The organism is Polynucleobacter sp. 35-46-11 (assembly GCF_002281105.1).
The window spans coordinates 1-1,123 of sequence record NZ_NCFJ01000700.1 but is presented as its reverse complement, the minus strand read 5'-3'; the positions used below and the strand labels follow the sequence as shown (position 1 = coordinate 1,123).

At 44.8% G+C, this 1,123-nt stretch carries 2 protein-coding genes; one reads left to right on the top strand and one right to left on the bottom strand.

What is annotated here, in order from left to right; translation table 11 throughout:
- Positions 1–553 (top strand): transporter (locus B7Y67_RS18935; protein WP_367227316.1); only part of this gene is annotated, 553 nt, incomplete at its 5' end.
- Positions 554–560: 7 nt separating this feature from the next.
- Here B7Y67_RS18935 and B7Y67_RS18930 read toward each other — a convergent pair.
- Positions 561–1,123, bottom strand: a 563-nt coding sequence (locus B7Y67_RS18930; protein WP_293599953.1) for an AMP-binding protein, incomplete at its 5' end; no start/stop codon positions are given.

Below are 1,123 nucleotides of genomic sequence, written 5' to 3'. Positions count from 1 at the left end.
TGCTATTAATTTATATGGCGCACCTGCATTGAGTCTAGATCAGTTTAAGAATTACCAACAGGATTTGATTGTCGGCGTGAGCATGACAGCATCAGTCCCTTGGGGGAAATACAACGATAGTCAAATCATCAATGTCGGTGCAAACCGATGGTTTGTTCAACCTGGTATTGGTGCCTCTAAGGCAATTGGCCCGTGGAGGTTTGAGTTAGCAGGTGCCGGCATTTTCTATACCAGCAATACCGATTTTATGGGTGGTAATTCCCTGTCACAAAATCCTGTGTACTCAACACAAACCCATGCCATTTACTATTTTCAAAATACTGCCTGGCTTTCAGTGGATGCGACGTATTTCACCGGAGGTCAGTCTTATTTAAATGGGGCTCCTATTAGCGGCAATCAAGAGAATTGGCGTTTTGGTAGTACCCTTTCCTACCCGATTAATCGACATAACTCGATTCGGCTCTCTGCTAGTACTGGCGCCTATTCTAGAACCAATAATAATTACGATCTGATTGGTCTATCTTGGCAATATCGGTTTGGTGGTGGCCTCTAGAAATCTATCAGGAATCTCGCAAATGCCGACGCAAGATTTTTCCGACAATTGATTTTGGCATCTCATCAATAAAAATGATTTTTCGAGGGCGCTTATAAGTCGTCATCTGCTCTTTGCAGTAAGCTATCACCTGAGCCTCACTCAGATTGGGGTCAGTTTTGACAATAAAGGCTTTGACGATTTCACCGAGCTTGCGATGCGGTACTCCAACGACAGCGCACTCACCCACTCCAGGCATTTGGGCGATGATCTCTTCCACTTCATTTGGAAATACTTTGAAGCCTGCCACAACGATCATATCTTTTTTACGATCGACAATATGAACAAAGCCATCCGCACTCATAGTGCCAATATCACCTGACTTAAAGTAGCCCTGTGGCGTCATACATTGGGCGGTATCTTCAGGTCTATTCCAGTACCCCGTCATCACTTGAGGGCCCTTAATGGCAATCTCACCAGGACTGCCAAATGGAAGCTCCTGATCCTCTTCATCCAGAATCAATACGTCAGTACTAGGCACTGGCATACCAATGGATCCAGTGAACTCTTTAACAAAAGGGGTGTTAACAC